We start from the raw sequence: 15029 nt of genomic DNA on the forward strand, positions 1-15029 counted from the left end.
GGCCCGAACCACGCCTCGCGGGAGGCGGGTTCGGGCCGTCTGGTGTGTCCGGCGGGTCAGGCCGGTGTCGTCAGGCGGTGGTGGCCCCGAGGGCTGCCCGCGCCTGCGCGACGCGGGAGCGGACGAGCTCGAGCTGCTCGGCCACGCGGGCCGGGGCGGTGCCGCCCTTGGCGTCGCGGGAGGCGAGTGAGCCCTCGACCGACAGGACGCTGCGCACGTCCGCGGTCAGGTGCGGCGAGATCGCCTGCAGGTCGGCGTCGGAGAGGTCCCACAGCTCGATCCCGCGCAGCTCGCACGCCCGCACGCACTCCCCCGCGACCTCGTGGGCCACGCGGAACGGCACGCCCTGGCGGACCAGCCACTCGGCGACGTCGGTGGCCAGGGAGAACCCCTGCGGCGCAAGGGACTCCAGCCGCTCGGTGTTGAAGCGCATCGTGGCGACCATGCCGGCGAACGCGGGCAGCAGGACCTCGAGCGTGTCGACCGCGTCGAACACCGGCTCCTTGTCCTCCTGCAGGTCCCGGTTGTAGGCCAGCGGCAGCGACTTCAGCGTGGTGAGCAGCCCGGCGAGGTCGCCGACCAGCCGGCCGGCCTTGCCACGGGCCAGCTCGGCCACGTCCGGGTTCTTCTTCTGCGGCATGATGCTCGACCCGGTGGAGTAGGCGTCGTCGAGGGTGATGAAGGAGAACTCCTTCGTCGCCCACAGGACGACCTCCTCGGCCAGCCGGGAGATGTCGACCGCGGCCATCGCCGAGACGAAGGCGAACTCGGCGACGAAGTCCCGGCTCGCCGTACCGTCGATGGAGTTCTCCACCGCGGCGGTGAAGCCGAGGTCGGCCGCCACCGCGTCGGGGTCGAGCCCGAGCGAGCTGCCGGCGAGGGCCCCCGAGCCGTACGGCGACAGCGCCGTCCGGCGGTCCCAGTCCTGCCAGCGGTCGACGTTGCGCAGCAGGGCCCAGGCGTGGGCCAGCAGGTGGTGCGCCAGCAGGACCGGCTGGGCGTGCTGCAGGTGGGTGCGGCCGGGCATCGCCACGCCGAGGTGCTCGGCGGACTGGGCGACCAAGGCGTCGACCACGTCGAGCACGAGGTTGGCGCAGGTCCGGGCGTGGTCCCGCAGGTACATCCGGAACAGCGTGGCGACCTGGTCGTTGCGGGACCGCCCCGCGCGCAGCCGGCCGCCGACGTCGGCCCCCGCGCGCTCGATCAGGCCGCGCTCCAGCGCCGTGTGCACGTCCTCGTCGGCCTCGGCCGGGGCGAACTCCCCCGAGCGCACGTCCGCCTCTAGCCGGTCCAGCGCCTCGAGCATCGCGGCGAGCGTCGGCTCGTCGAGCAGCCCGGCCTTGGCCAGCACCCGGGCGTGGGCCCGGGATCCGGCGATGTCATAGGGCGCCAGGCGCCAGTCGAAGTGGGTGGACTTCGACAGGGCGGCCAGGGCGTCGGCCGGGCCGCCGGCGAACCGGCCGCCCCACAGGCTGAGCCGGTCGCCTGTCGACGGCGTCGCGGGCACCGGCTCAGGCATGGCCGAGGCGCTGGTCGCGACCCGAGGCGATCTTGCTCGACAGCCCGTGGATCTCGATGAAGCCCTTGGCCAGCGACTGGTCGAAGGTGTCGCCCTCGTCGTAGGTGGCGAGGTTGTAGTCGTACAGGCTGGTGTCCGAGCGACGGCCGGTGACGACTGCGCGGCCGCCGTGCAGCGTCATCCGGATGTCGCCGCTGACGTGCTCCTGGGTGGAGGCGATGAACGCGTCCAGCGAGCGCTTGAGCGGGCTGAACCACAGGCCGTCGTAGGTGAGCTCGCCCCACTTCTGCTCGACGCCGCGCTTGTAGCGGCCGAGCTCGCGCTCGAGCGTGACGTTCTCGAGCTCCTGGTGCGCGGTGATCAGCGCGATGGCGCCCGGCGCCTCGTAGACCTCGCGGCTCTTGATGCCGACGAGGCGGTCCTCGACCATGTCGAGGCGGCCGATGCCGGCGTTGCCCGCGCGCTCGTTGAGCTTCTGGATGGCCTGCAGGACGGTGACCTTCTCGCCGTCGATGGCGACCGGCACGCCGGCCTCGAAGGTGATGACGACCTCGTCCTTGTCGTGCTGGCGCGAGGGGTCCTTGGTGTAGGAGTACAGGTCCTCGATCGGGGCGTTCCAGATGTCCTCGAGGAAGCCGGTCTCCACCGCGCGACCGAACACGTTCTGGTCGATGGAGTACGGGTTCTTCTTGGTCGTCTCGATCGGCAGGTTGTGCTTCTCGGCGTAGTCGATCGCCTTGTCGCGGGTCAGCGCGAGGTCACGCACCGGGGCGATGCACTTCAGGCCGGGGGCGAGGCCGGAGATGCCCACCTCGAAGCGGACCTGGTCGTTGCCCTTGCCGGTGCAGCCGTGCGCGACCGTGGTGGCGCCGTGCTGCTTCGCGGCGGCGACCAGGTGCTTGACGATCACCGGGCGGGACAGCGCCGACACCAGCGGGTAGCGGTCCATGTAGAGGGCGTTGGCCTGCAGCGCGGGCAGGCAGTACTCGTCGGCGAACTCGTCGCGGGCGTCGGCCACGTAGGCCTCCACGGCGCCGCAGTCCAGGGCGCGCTGGCGGATGACCTCGAGGTCCTCCCCGCCCTGACCCACGTCGACGGCCACGGCCACGACCTCGGCCTGGGTGGCGTCGGCGATCCAGCCGATGGCGACGGAGGTGTCGAGGCCTCCGGAGTAGGCAAGGACAACGCGGTCGGTCACGGGGTGCTCCTCAGTGCTCAGATGTCTTGTCGTGCAACAGGTATGTCGGGTGGCCCCGATCCGGGGCCCGGTGGCGGTCAGGCGAGGCGCCGCAACGCTCAATCCTCCCGCGTGCCGGCCAGGGACAACAGGCGCCCAGCCACGGCCGGGCCGTCCTCGGGGCCGGCGGTGATGACCAGGATCGTGTCGTCACCGGCGATGGTGCCGATGATGGCCGCCTCGTCGGCGTGGTCGATGGCCGAGGCGAGGTACTGCGCCGCCCCCGGCGGGGTGCGCACCACTACCAGGTTGGCCGAGGCCTCGGCGGTGACGAGCAGCTCCTCGCAGAGCCGCTTGAGCCGGGCGTTGACGGCGTCGGTGGCCTCGGCCGCGCGGGGGGTGCGGTCGCCGCCCTCCCCCGGCACGGCATACACCAGGGTCCGGCCCTGGCGGACCTTGACGGCGCCGAGCTCGACCAGGTCCCGCGACAGCGTCGCCTGGGTGACCTCGAGGCCGTCCTGGGCAAGGTGGGTCAGCAGCTCACCCTGGGAGCGGATGTTGTGCCGGCCCAGGATCTCCACGATCCGCTGGTGCCGGGCGGCGCGGGTGTGGGCGATCATGCCGTCAGCTCCCGCACCGGCATGGAGGCCTCGAGCAGGAAGCACAGCAGTGCCTTCTGCGCGTGCAGCCGGTTCTCGGCCTCGTCCCAGACGACCGACTGCGGGCCGTCGATGACCGAGGCGCTGATCTCCAGGCCACGGTAGGCCGGGAGGCAGTGCAGCACGATGGCGTCGGGGGCCGCCTGGGCGAGGGCGGTGTCGTCGAGGCTGAACGGCGCGAACGGGTTGTCCGCGCCGGAGCGCGCCGCCTTCTCGGCCTCCTGCCCCATGGACACCCAGGTGTCGGTGGCGAGGACGTCGGCCTCGGCGAACGCCTCTGCCGCATCGGTCGTGACGAGGACCGACCCGCCCTGCTCGGCGGCGACCTGCTTCGCCCGCTCGACCACGGCCGGGTCGGGCTGGTGCGAGGCGGGCCCGGCGACGCGCACGTGCAGGCCCGCGAGCGCCCCGCCGAGCAGGTAGGAGTGGGCCATGTTGTTGGCCGCGTCCCCGACGTAGGCCAGGGTCAGGCCGGCGAGGCGACCCTTGTGCTCCTTGACCGTCATGAGGTCGGCCAGGATCTGGCAGGGGTGGAACTCGTCGGTGAGGGCGTTGACGACCGGCACGGTGCTCACCGAGGCCATCGCCTCGATCCGCTCCTGTCCGAAGGTGCGCCACACGATGGCCGCGGCCTGGCGCTCGAGCACCCGCGTGGTGTCCTCGATCGGCTCGCCCCGGCCGAGCTGGCTGGAGGCGGCGTCGATGACCAGCGGGTAGCCGCCGAGCTGGGCCACGCCCACCGAGAACGACACCCGGGTGCGGGTCGAGGGCTTGTCGAAGATGACCGCGACGGCGCGGGGGCCGGCCAGGACGGGCTCGCTGAACGGGCGTGCCTTGAGGGCGATGGCCCGGTCGATCACGCCGGCCTGCTCGGCCGCGCTGAGGTCGTCGTCGCGCAGGAAGTGGCGGGGCATCAGGGGGTCTCCAGTCCGTCGAGGAGGGCGGGCAGGGCGGCCACGAAGGTGTCGAGCTGCTCGGTCGTGACGACCAGCGGCGGGGCCAGGCGCAGCGCGCTGGGCGTGACCGCGTTGACGATGAAGCCGGCGGCGAGCGCCCGGTCGGCGACCTGGGGCGCCACGTCAGCGGTGAGCTGGACGGCGCGCAGCAGGCCGGCGCCGCGGACCTCGGCCACGAGCGGGTGCCCCAGGGCGAGGACGGCTGCGGCGACATGGTCACCGGCGACGCGCGCGTGCTCGACCAGGCCTTCCGCCTCGATGGTGTCGAGGACGGCGAGGCCGGCGGCCACCGCCAGCGGGTTGCCGCCGAAGGTGGTGCCGTGCTGCCCGGCGGTGAGCAGCCCGGTGACCTCGGGGCCGAAGGTCACCAGCGCACCGATCGGCACCCCGCCGCCCAGGCCCTTGGCCAGGGTCATGGCATCGGGGGTGACCCCGGCCTGCTGGAAGGCGAACCAGCTGCCGGTCCGGGCGACCCCGGTCTGCACCTCGTCGAGGACGAGCAGCGCCCCGTGGGCGGTGGTCAGCTCGCGGGCCAGCTGCAGGTATGCCGGGTCCGCGGGCCGCACGCCCGCCTCGCCCTGGATGGGCTCGAGGACCACGGCGGCGACGTCGGCCGTGACGGCCGCGCGCAGCGCGTCCTGGTCGTTCCAGGGGACGTGGACGACCTCGGGGATGAGCGGCTCGAACGGCTCGCGGTAGGCCGGCTTGTGCGTCAGCGCCAGCGCGCCGGTCGTGCGGCCGTGGAAGGCGCCCTCCGCCGCGATGATCCGGGTCCGGCCGGTGCGCCGGCTCAGCTTGACCGCCGCCTCGAGCGCCTCGGTGCCGGAGTTGGCGAAGAAGACCGCCGAGCCGTCGGGGGCGCCGGCGAGGGCGAGCAGGCGCTCGGCGAGCTGGACCTGACCCGGGGTGGTGAAGAAGTTGGAGACGTGGACCAGCGAGGCAGCCTGCTCCGCGACGGCGCGCACGAGGGCCGGGTGCCCGTGGCCCAAACTGTTGACCGCGATGCCGCCGAGCAGGTCGAGGTAGCGGGTGCCCTCGACGTCCTCGACGACGGCGCCCTCACCCCGGGCCAGCACCGTGCGCGGCTGCCCGAAGACGCCGAGCAGCGCGTGGTCGTAGCGCTCGAGCCAGTCCTTGACGGTGGTGCCGCTCATGAGTCCGCTCCATCCGGGACGACCATGGTCCCGATTCCCTCGCTTGTGAAGACCTCCAGCAGCAGCGAGTGCGGCTGCCGGCCGTCGATGACGTGGGCCTGCGGCACGCCCTGGCGCACGGCCCGGATGCACGCCTCGAGCTTGGGCACCATGCCCGCGTCGACCCTGCCGAGCAGCTCGTCGGCGTCGCTGACCGCCAGGCTCGACAGCAGCGAGTCGCGGTCGGGCCAGCTGGCGTAGATGCCCTCGACGTCGGTGAGCACGACGAGCTTGTGGGCGCGCAGCGCCACCGCGAGCGCGGCCGCGGCGGTGTCGGCGTTGACGTTGAGCACCTGCCCGTCCTCGTCGAGGTCGGGGGCGATGGTGGAGACGACGGGGATGCGGCCGGCCTCGAGCAGGTCGGTGACGGCGGTGGGGTTGACCGTCTCGACGTCGCCGACCAGGCCGACGTCGACCGGCTCGCCGTTGACCGTGGCCGGGCGGCGGCGGGCCCCGAACAGTGCGCCGTCCTCCCCGGAGAGGCCGACCGCGAGCGGGCCGTGCCGGTTGATCAGGCCGACGAGCTCGCGCCCCACCTGGCCGGTGAGGACCATGCGCACCACGTCCATGACCTCCGGGGTGGTGACCCGCAGGCCTCCCCGGAACTCGCTGGGCAGCCCGAGCCGACCGAGCATGCTGGCGATCTGCGGACCGCCGCCGTGCACGACGACGGGGCGCAGCCCGGCATACCGCAGGAAGACGATGTCCTGGGCGAAGGCGGCCTTGAGCTCCTCGTCGAGCATGGCGTTGCCGCCGTACTTGATGACCACGAGCGCGCCGCGGAACTGCTCGAGCCAGGGCAGGGCCTCGACGAGCGTCTGGGCCTTGCCGGCGGCGCGGGACAGGGCGTCGGTGTCGATGGTGCCGCGCAGGGTGGTGGTGCTCATGTGCTGTAGGCCGAGTTCTCGTGGACGTAGTCGTGGGTGAGGTCGTTGGTCCAGACCGTGGCGGTCTCGGCGCCGGCGTGCAGGTCGACGACCACGTGCACCTCCCGGTCGGACAGGTCGACCAGGGAGCGGTCCTGCCCCACCCCGCCGGCGCGGCAGACCTGGACACCGTTGATCGACACGTCGAGCTGGTCGGGCTCGAACGCGGCCGCGGTGGTGCCGACGGCGGCCAGGACCCGGCCCCAGTTGGGGTCGCCGCCGAAGACCGCGCACTTGAACAGGTTGTTGCGGGCCACCGCGCGGGCCACCTCGAGCGCGTCCGCGAGGCTGGCGGCCGAGCGCACCTCGACGGCGATGTCGTGCCTGGCGCCCTCGGCGTCGGCGACCAGCTGCCGGGCCAGGTCGGCGCACACGGCGGTGACCGCGTCGGTGAGCTCGCCCACCGTCGGGGTGACCCCTGAGGCGCCGGAGGCCAGCAGCAGCACCGTGTCGTTGGTGGACATGCACCCGTCGGAGTCGACCCGGTCGAACGTCTGCGCGGTCGCGTCCCGCAGCGCGGCGTCGAGGGTGGCAGGGTCGGCCACCGCGTCGGTGGTCGCCACGACGAGCATGGTGGCCAGTGCCGGGGCGAGCATCCCCGCGCCCTTGGCCATGCCGCCGACCAGCCACCCGTCCCCAGCGGCGACGGCCTGCTTGCTCACCGTGTCGGTGGTCATGATCGCGGTGGCGGCCGCCTCGCCCCCGTCGCCGGCCAGTGCAGCCACACCGGCGTCGATGCCGGCGGTGAGCCTGTCCATCGGCAGCAGCTCGCCGATCAGGCCGGTGGAGCAGACCGCGACGTCGCTGGCGGAGACGCCCAGGGCGGCAGCGAGGTGCTCGGCGCTCACGTGGGTGTCGGCGAACCCCTGCGGCCCCGTGCAGGCGTTGGCCCCGCCCGAGTTGAGCACCACGGCGTCGACCCGCCCGTCGGTGAGCACCTGCCGGGTCCACGTCACCGGGGCGGCGACCACCCGGTTGCTCGTGAACACGGCGGCGGCGTCGTGGCGCGGCCCGTCGTTGACGACGACGGCCACGTCGGGCCGCCCGCTGGCCTTGAGCCCGGCGACGACGCCACTCGCGCGGAAGCCCTGGGGGACGGTGATGCTCACGGGGCGACTCCGGTGAGGGGAAGGCCGGTGGTCTCCGGCAGGCCGAGGGCGAGGTTGGCGCACTGCACGGCGGCGCCGGCGGTGCCCTTGGTCAGGTTGTCGACGGCGGCGACAGCGACGACGCGCCCGGCCCGCTCGTCGAGGGCGACCTGCACGTGCACGCAGTTGCTGCCGAGCACGTCCGCGGTCCGCGGCCACTGGCCCTCGGGCAGCAGGTGCACGAACGGCTCGTCCGCGTATGCCGTGTGCCACGCCTCGCGCACGGACGCCGCGGTGGCCCCGGGGGCCGCCTTGGCGGTCGCGGTGGCGAGGATGCCCCGCGGCATGGGGGCCAGGGTGGGGGTGAACGAGACGGTGACCGCGGCCCCGGCGGCGCGGGAGAGGTTCTGCTCGACCTCCGGGGTGTGCCGGTGCACGCCGCCGACGCCGTAGGGCGACATGGAGCCCATGACCTCGGCGCCGAGCAGGTGCGCCTTGAGCCCCTTGCCCGCCCCGGAGGTGCCGCTGGCGGCCACGATGACGACGTCCTCCGGCTCGAGCAACCCGGCCACGTAGCCGGGGGCCAGGGCGAGGCTGCACGCGGTCGGGTAGCAGCCGGGGACGGCGACCCGCCGCGCGCCGGCCAGCGCCTCGCGGTGCCGCGCCCCGTCACGGTCGGCCAGCTCGGGCAGGCCGTAAGGCCAGGTGCCGGCGTGCTCGCTGCCGTAGAACTGCGCCCACGCCTGCGCGTCGCCGAGCCGGAAGTCGGCGCCGCAGTCGATGACGACGACCTCGTCGGGCAGCTGCGCGGCCAGGGCGGCGGAGGCGCCGTGCGGGAGGGCGAGGAAGACCACGTCGTGGCCGGCGAGGGTCTGCGCCGAGGTCTCGACGAGCACCCGGTCGGCCAGCGGCGTCAGGTGCGGGTGGACCTCACCGAGCCGGGAGCCGGCGTTGGACGCAGCGGTGAGCGCGCCGACCTCGATCGCGGGATGCGCCAGGAGAAGCCTGACGATCTCGCCACCGGCATAGCCGCTCGCGCCTGCCACCGCTGCCGTCACCATGCCGCATGACTATACACACCACCATGGTTCTATGCATGCGCGGGCGTCGCCCGCCCGGGGCGCGCCCGGCAGGTGCGCACCCCGGGCGTGGGGGCCCTGCTCAGGCGCCACGCTGGACGGCGCCGAGGCGCTCGGCGGCGCGGGCGATGGCCCGGTCCCGCAGGGCGTTGACCTCCTCGGTGGTCAGCGTGCGGTCGGGGGCGCGGAAGAACATCCGGTAGGCCAGCGACCGGTGCCCCTCCCCCACCTGCTCGCCGCGGTAGACGTCGAAGAGCCACACCGACTCCAGCAGCTCCCCGGCTGCCTCACGGATGACCGCCTCGACCTCGCCGGCGGGGACGGCGTCCTCGACCGTGAGCGCGACGTCGCTGTGCGCGACCGGGTAGGTCGACAGCGGGGTGGCCTGCACGTTGCCCTCGCTCGCGGCGGAGAGCACGTCGACGTCCATCTCGGCGGCGCAGGTGCGCGCGGGCAGCTCCAGGGCCGCGACCGCCTTGGGGTGCAGCTCGCCGGCGTGGCCCACGAGGGTGCCGTCGGCCAGGCTCAGCCGGGCGCAGCGCCCGGGGTGCCACGGGGCGTGGTCGTCGGCGGTGACGTGCAGCTCGATCCCGAGGGCGTCCGCGACGGCCCGGGCGGCGGTCACCGCGTCGGACCAGTCGGCCGGGCGGCCCGGGCCCCACCAGCCACCACGCTCGGCCTCACCGGCCAGCGCGAGCGCCACGCGCCGGGGCTGCGCCGGGACGGCCGCCTCGATCCGCGCGAGGGTCTCCGCGTCGGGGCGCGCGTCGGTGCCGGGCACCGGGGCGGAGACCGTGCCGGCCTCGGGCCGGGTGACGAGCCCCAGCTCGAACACGGCGACGTCGCGCTGGCCCCGGGAGACGTTGCGGCGCAGCGCCTCGAGCAGGGTGGACAGCACCGAGGTGCGCAGGAACGGCGCCTCCTCCGAGAGCGGGTTGGCCACCCGCAGCATCGTGCGCCGCGGGTCGTCGGCCGGCAGGCCCATCGCGTCGTGGACGCCGGCGCCGACGAACGGGTAGGTCAGCACCTCGTCCAGGCCGTGGTGGGCCAGGGCGTCGGCGACGACGCGGCGGGCCCGCTGGCCGTGACTCAGCCCCAGGCCCGCGCTGGGCCGGGGCAGCACCGCCGGCACCTGGTCGTAGCCGTGGATCCGGATGACCTCCTCGACGAAGTCCGGTCCATTGTGCAGGTCGGGGCGCCACGACGGCGGCAGCAGGGACAGCGGCCCGTCGCCGATGTCCTCCACGTCGCAGCCGATGGCGCGCAGCGTGGCCACGACCTCCTCGCGGGGCAGCTCCAGCCCGACGAGGCGCGTGGGCAGGTCGGCGTCCAGCGGGACCCGGCCGCGCGGGGTGCGGTCGTCGACGTCGGTGACGCCGTCGTCCGCGGTGCCCCCGCCGAGCTGGACGAGCAGGTCGACCGCGAGCTGGGCGGCGACCGCGGTCACGTCGGGGTCAACGCCACGCTCGAAGCGCTTGGACGCCTCGGTGACCAGGCGGTGCCGCCGCGACGAGCGTGCCACGGTCGTCGGGTCGAAGTGCGCGGACTCGATGAGCACCGTGCTCGTCATGGCGCCGACCTCCGAGGTGGCCCCGCCCATGACGCCGGCGATGGCCAGCGGGCTCTGCCCGCCGTCGGTGATGAGCAGGTCCTCCGGGGACAGCTCGCGCTCGACGTCGTCGAGGGTGGTGAGCTTCTCCCCCTCGCGGGCACGGCGCACGACGATGCTGCCGCTGAGCGTGTCGAGGTCGAAGGCGTGCAGCGGCTGGCCGAGCGCGAGCATCACGTAGTTGGTGACGTCGACGGCCAGGGAGATCGGGCGCATCCCCATCTGGGTGAGCCTCTTCTGCATCCACCGCGGCGACGGGCGGGTGGTGTCGATGCCGCGGACCACCCGGGCGACGTAGCGGTCGCAGCCGACCCGGCCGCCGAGCGGCGCACCATCGGCGAGCTGCACGGCATACCCGCCGTCGTTCGCGGCCGGGGCCGCGAGGTCGGCCGGGTCGCGGAAGGTGCCGCCGGTGGCGTGGGAGTACTCCCGGGCGATCCCGCGCATGCTGAAGCAGTAGCCGCGGTCGGGCGTGACGTTGACCTCGACGACCTCGTCGGCCAGGCCGAGCAGGGCGATCGCGTCGTCGCCGGGCTGCAGCGAGGCCAGCAGCTCGGGGTCCTCGGCGAACCACTCCTGCAGCACGATGATGCCGGCGTGGTCATCCCCCAGGCCGAGCTCGGCGGCGGAGCAGATCATGCCGTTGCTGACGTGGCCGTAGGTCTTGCGCGCGGCGATGGCGAAGTCACCGGGCAGGACGGCCCCGGGCAGCACGACGACGACGAGGTCGCCGACGGCGAAGTTGTGGGCGCCGCAGACGATGCCCTGCGCCGTGCCCTCGGTCAGCCGCTGGCCGTGCTCGCCGACGTCGACCTGGCACCAGCGGATGACCTTGCCGTTCTTCTGCGGCTCCTCGGCCAGCTCCAGGACGCGGCCGACCACGAGCGGGCCGGTGATGTCGCCACCGTGCAGGCCCTCCTCCTCGAGGCCGACCCTGACCAGGCTGGCCGCGATGTCACGGCCGGTCGCCTCCGGTGCCACGTCGACGAGCTCGCGCAGCCACGAAACGGGCGCCCGCATCAGATCTCCATCCCGAACTGGTGGTTGAAGCGCACATCGCCCTCGACGATGTCGTGCATGTCGGCGACGCCGTGGCGGAACATCAGCGTCCGCTCGATGCCCATGCCGAAGGCGAACCCGCTGTAGCGGTCGGGGTCCACCCCGCAGGCGACGAGCACGGCCCGGTTGACCATGCCGCAGCCGCCGAGCTCGATCCAGCCGGTGCCGCCACAGGTGCGGCACTCGGGGTCCTTGCCGCCGCAGACGAAGCAGCGGAAGTCCAGCTCGGCGCTGGGCTCGGTGAACGGGAAGTATGCCGGTCGCAGCCGGGTCTCGATGTCCTCACCGAACATCGCCTGGACGAAGTGCTCCAGCGTGCCGCGCAGGTGGGCCATGGTCAGCCCCTCGTCGACGGCCAGGCCCTCGAGCTGGTGGAACACCGGGGTGTGGGTGGCGTCGAGCTCGTCGGTGCGGAACACCTTGCCGGGGCAGACGACGTAGACCGGCAGCTCACGTTCGAGCAGCGTGCGCACCTGGACCGGCGAGGTCTGCGTGCGCAGCACCAGGCCCGAGTCGGGCCGGTCGACGAAGAAGGTGTCCTGCATCTGGCGGGCCGGGTGGTCGGGGCCAAGGTTGAGCGCGTCGAAGTTGAACCACTCCGACTCGACCTCGGGGCCCTCGGCGACCTCCCAGCCCATGGCGACGAAGACGTCGGCGAGGCGCTCGGAGGTCAGCTCCAGCGGATGCCGGGAGCCGCTTCGGCGCCGGGCCACCGGGGCGGTGACGTCGACGGTCTCCTCCACGAGCAGCCGGGCGTCCCGCTCGGCCTCGAGCTCGCCCTGCCTCTGGGCCACGGCCTGGGCGACCTGGCCGCGGGCCTGGCCGACCCGCTTGCCGGCCTCAGCCTTGGCGGTGGGGGGCAGGGCGCCGATCTCGCGGTTGGCCAGCGCCAGCGGGCTCTTGTCGCCCTGGTGGGCCAGGCGGGCGGCCTTGAGCTCCTCCAGGCTGGTGGCGGCGGCGATGGCGGCGAGGGCCTCCTGCACCGCGGCGTCGATCGCGGAGGGGTCCAGGGTGCTCACCTCGACGGGGTCGTACTGCGTGTTGGGTCCAGACATCGCTTTCACTTCATGAGGTCGCGTGCGGCGTGCAGCCGCCGACGGGGACAAGCGGTGGGACGACTGCCGCTCGGCAGTCTATGGGCCACGTGGGCCGGTCAGACGAGGTGTTCCGGGGCGCCCGAGGGCAGGGTAAATCGGAACTGGGCGCCACCGGAGCGGGCGGCGCCGACGCTGATCTGGCCGCCGTGGGCCTCCACCAGCCCGCGCACGACGTAGAGGCCCAGGCCGGTGCCACCCCGGCGGGAGCCGTGCCAGAACCGGGTGAACACCAGGGAGTAGTTCTCGGGGGCGATGCCCTCGCCCTGGTCGCTCACCGTCACGGCGATGGCTTCGCTGCCGTTCTGCGTGGTCGGCATGACACTCAGGCTGACGGTCCCGTCGCCGTGGCGCACGGCGTTCTCCATCAGGTTGGCGAGGATCTGGTCCAGGCGGTCGGGGTCGGCCCAGGTCTCGGGCAGGTCCGGCGCGGCCTCGAGGACGAACCGCTCCCGGTCGTGGCCGCTGGCCACGAACCGCTCGATGTGCCGCTTGACGACGGCGGTCACGTCGACCGGCTGGCGGCGCACCTGCAGGCGGCCGGCGTCGATGCGGGAGATGTCGAGCAGCTCGGTGATCAGCCGGGTGACCCGGTCGGCGTCCGCCTCGATCGTCTGCAGCATCAGCCGCTTCTGGTCGTCGGTGAAGCGCTCCCACCGGTGCAGCAGGGTGGAGGAGAAGCCCTTGACCGAGGTCAGGGGCGAGCGCAGCTCGTGGGCGACGGTGGAGATGAGGGCGGCGTTGCTGGCCTCGGCCCGGCGCCGGGACTCCGCGTCACGCAGCGACAGGACGACCTCGGTGACCGGCTGGTTGCGCCCGGGACGCACGTAGCGGGCGGTCACGAGGACCTCGTGGCCGCCCTGGAGGATGAGGAGGCGTTCGCGGTGGCCGGTGCGGATGTTCAGCCCGTTCCACGGGTCGGTGCAGGTCCACCAGGACCGTGCGTCGGAGTCCTGCAGCGGCAGCACCTTGCGGACGTCCTGGCCGAGCATGTCGGCGATGTCCTGGCCGAGGATGGCCGCGGCCCGGCGGTTGACGTAGACCACGGTGGCCTCGGCGTCCGCGACGACCACACCGTCCGGGAGCACATCCCCGATCCGGTCGTCCCACGTGACCGCCTGGTCCTCTGACGGACGTGCCTCGGTCCCCATGACGCTGACCTTACCCATTCCGGCCCGTCCCGCGATGCGCGCTCGCGGAAGCGTAGAGACAGATCGTGGCCGCCATGGCCAGGTTGAGGGACTCGGCATGGCCGTGGATGGGCACCCGGACGACCTCGTCGCAGGCGTCGCGGACCTCCGGCTCGAGGCCCCAGGCCTCGTTGCCCATGACCCAGGCGTGCCGTCCGGACAGGTCGGCGTCGTCGAGGACCGTGGTCCCGGAGCCGTCGGCCGCGAGCAGGCGCACGCCCGCCTCCCGCAGGCTGGAGAGCAGCTGCGGGACGGGCACGCCGGTCACGACGGGCAGGTGGAACAGGGACCCGACGGTGGAGCGCACCACCTTGGGGTTGTAGACGTCCACGCTGGCGTCGCTGACCAGGACGGCGTCGGCCCCGGCCGCGTCGGCACCACGGATGACGGTGCCCGCGTTGCCGGGGTCGCGGACGTTGGTCAGCACGACCACCAGGCGCGGGTCGGCGCCGAGCACGTCCGCCAGCGGGGCGTCGACCGGCCGGCAGACCGCCAGCAGGCCCTGCGGGGCCGTGGTGTCGCACATGGCGGCCAGCACCTCGGGGCTGACCTCGTGGACGTGGATGCCCTGCCCGGCGGCCTCCGCGAGGATCGCCGCGTGGCGCACGGCCGCCTCGGGCACGGCATACAGGTCGCGGACCACGTCGGGGCGGAAGCGGACCGCCTCACGGACGGCCTGCGGACCCTCGGCGAGGAACAGGCCCTCGCGTTGACGCACAGCGCGCCGGGTCAACGCCTTGACCGACCTGACCCGATCGGAACGGGTGTTGGTCAGCACGGCATCGACCCGGCGCGCGGAGACTTGCTGGTGCAGCAGGTCAGGCAGCGTCGCTGGCGTCGGCCTGAGCCGGGACGTTGGCCTTGGCGATCTCGACGAGCGCGGCGAACGCGGCGGCGTCGTTGACGGCCAGGTCGGCCAGGATGCGACGGTCGACCTCGACCTCGGCAGCCTTCAGGCCCTGGATGAAGCGGTTGTAGGTCATGCCGTTGGCGCGGGCCGCGGCGTTGATCCGCTGGATCCACAGGCGACGGAAGTCGCCCTTCTTGGCGCGGCGGTCACGGTAGGCGTAACCGAGGGAGTGGGTGACCTGCTCCTTGGCCTTGCGGTAGAGGCGCGAGCGCTGCCCGCGGTAGCCGCTGGCCCGCTCGAGGACGACCCGACGCTTCTTCTGGGCGTTGACCGCCCGCTTCACGCGTGCCACGTGAGTACTCCTTGCTGGTTAATGCTGAACCGAGAGAGCTTCACACTCGGTCGCTGGATCGACTGGGTGGTGGCTCTCGGTTACTTGCCGAGGAGCTTCTTGATCTTCTTCGCGTCGGGCTTGGACAGCTCGACGTCGTTCGCGATCGAACGCATCTTGCGCGAGGACTTGTGCTCGAGCAGGTGGCGACCGCCGGCCTGCTCGCGCATGACCTTGCCCTTGCCGGTGACCCGGAAGCGCTTCTTGGCGCCGCTGTGGCTCTTCATCTTCGGCATGGG

General features: G+C 73.4%; 14 protein-coding genes. All 14 read right to left on the bottom strand.

All coding sequences use genetic code 11. From position 1 onward, the window contains the following. Positions 1-70 precede the first annotated feature (70 nt). The gene (gene argH / locus FB474_RS10940) at positions 71-1519 is read right to left on the bottom strand and encodes an argininosuccinate lyase (protein WP_141788665.1); all 1449 of its coding nucleotides are present in this window, start codon (positions 1517-1519) and stop codon (positions 71-73) included. Further along, positions 1512-2717: an argininosuccinate synthase gene (locus tag FB474_RS10945; protein WP_141788666.1), complete on the bottom strand. Its 1206-nt coding sequence runs from the start codon at positions 2715-2717 to the stop codon at positions 1512-1514. Before FB474_RS10945 ends, argH begins: the two co-directional genes overlap by 8 nt. A 98-nt stretch (positions 2718-2815) precedes the next feature. Further along, a complete protein-coding gene (locus tag FB474_RS10950) occupies positions 2816-3316 on the bottom strand; it encodes an arginine repressor (protein ID WP_141788667.1) in 501 nt (166 codons plus the stop codon). Continuing rightward, positions 3313-4269 (bottom strand): ornithine carbamoyltransferase, encoded by a 957-nt coding sequence (gene argF, locus FB474_RS10955; protein ID WP_141788668.1) that lies wholly within the window; start codon positions 4267-4269, stop codon positions 3313-3315. Before argF ends, FB474_RS10950 begins: the two co-directional genes overlap by 4 nt. Continuing rightward, on the bottom strand, positions 4269-5465 hold the full coding sequence (locus FB474_RS10960; protein ID WP_141788669.1) for an acetylornithine transaminase: 1197 nt from the start codon (positions 5463-5465) through the stop codon (positions 4269-4271). Before FB474_RS10960 ends, argF begins: the two co-directional genes overlap by 1 nt. Next, positions 5462-6391, bottom strand: a complete 930-nt coding sequence (gene argB / locus FB474_RS10965) for an acetylglutamate kinase (protein ID WP_141788670.1) — start codon at positions 6389-6391, stop codon at positions 5462-5464. Before argB ends, FB474_RS10960 begins: the two co-directional genes overlap by 4 nt. After that, positions 6388-7539, bottom strand: coding sequence for a bifunctional glutamate N-acetyltransferase/amino-acid acetyltransferase ArgJ (gene argJ, locus FB474_RS10970; RefSeq protein WP_141788671.1), 1152 nt, complete (start codon positions 7537-7539; stop codon positions 6388-6390). Before argJ ends, argB begins: the two co-directional genes overlap by 4 nt. Continuing rightward, positions 7536-8579: an N-acetyl-gamma-glutamyl-phosphate reductase gene (argC, locus tag FB474_RS10975; RefSeq protein ID WP_141788672.1), complete on the bottom strand. Its 1044-nt coding sequence runs from the start codon at positions 8577-8579 to the stop codon at positions 7536-7538. Before argC ends, argJ begins: the two co-directional genes overlap by 4 nt. Before the next feature lie 100 nt (positions 8580-8679). Beyond that, positions 8680-11226 (bottom strand): phenylalanine--tRNA ligase subunit beta, encoded by a 2547-nt coding sequence (gene pheT / locus FB474_RS10980; protein ID WP_141788673.1) that lies wholly within the window; start codon positions 11224-11226, stop codon positions 8680-8682. Beyond that, a complete protein-coding gene (gene pheS, locus FB474_RS10985; protein ID WP_141788674.1) occupies positions 11226-12320 on the bottom strand; it encodes a phenylalanine--tRNA ligase subunit alpha in 1095 nt (364 codons plus the stop codon). The genes pheT and pheS overlap by 1 nt, the downstream gene beginning before the upstream one ends. A 98-nt stretch (positions 12321-12418) precedes the next feature. After that, positions 12419-13510 carry a sensor histidine kinase gene (locus FB474_RS10990; protein ID WP_221632513.1) on the bottom strand — a complete coding sequence of 364 codons (1092 nt, stop codon included), beginning with the start codon at positions 13508-13510 and terminating at the stop codon, positions 12419-12421. A 10-nt stretch (positions 13511-13520) separates the two neighbouring features. Further along, positions 13521-14327 carry a TrmH family RNA methyltransferase gene (locus FB474_RS10995; protein ID WP_141788676.1) on the bottom strand — a complete coding sequence of 269 codons (807 nt, stop codon included), beginning with the start codon at positions 14325-14327 and terminating at the stop codon, positions 13521-13523. Positions 14328-14367: 40 nt separating this feature from the next. Beyond that, the gene (rplT, locus tag FB474_RS11000) at positions 14368-14751 is read right to left on the bottom strand and encodes a 50S ribosomal protein L20 (protein ID WP_141788677.1); all 384 of its coding nucleotides are present in this window, start codon (positions 14749-14751) and stop codon (positions 14368-14370) included. An 80-nt stretch (positions 14752-14831) separates the two neighbouring features. Continuing rightward, positions 14832-15026 (bottom strand): 50S ribosomal protein L35, encoded by a 195-nt coding sequence (gene rpmI / locus FB474_RS11005; RefSeq protein WP_141788678.1) that lies wholly within the window; start codon positions 15024-15026, stop codon positions 14832-14834. Between the last annotated feature and the right edge of the window lie 3 nt (positions 15027-15029).

It is taken from the genome of Oryzihumus leptocrescens (assembly GCF_006716205.1).
GTDB lineage: Bacteria > Actinomycetota > Actinomycetes > Actinomycetales > Dermatophilaceae > Oryzihumus > Oryzihumus leptocrescens.